This is a genomic window from Citrobacter sp. TBCS-14 (genome assembly GCF_005280805.1).
Classification (GTDB): Bacteria; Pseudomonadota; Gammaproteobacteria; order Enterobacterales; family Enterobacteriaceae; genus Citrobacter; species Citrobacter gillenii.
In genome coordinates, this window is sequence record NZ_SZWM01001291.1 from 1 (window position 1) to 214 (window position 214).

Annotated in this window: 1 pseudogene; it reads right to left on the reverse strand. The window is 59.3% G+C overall.

From position 1 onward, the window contains the following. Positions 1-214: pseudogene (locus FDX22_RS27425) on the reverse strand (ABC transporter permease); the annotation flags it as partial.

A 214-nucleotide genomic window follows, 5' to 3' on the forward strand; every position in this document is an offset into this window, starting at 1 on the left:
ATCGGTAACACCCCATACAGGATCAGCGCGATAATCGCAGGCTCCGGGCCAAACCCCATCACCGGTACGGCGATCGCCAGCACCGCAACCGGCGGAAAAGTTTGCCCCACGGCGGCAATGGTTTCCACTATCGGCCTGAATTCCGCGCCCCAGGATCGGGTTACCGCTACACCTGCCCCAACGCCAATAATGACAGCAATCAGGCTTGAAATGC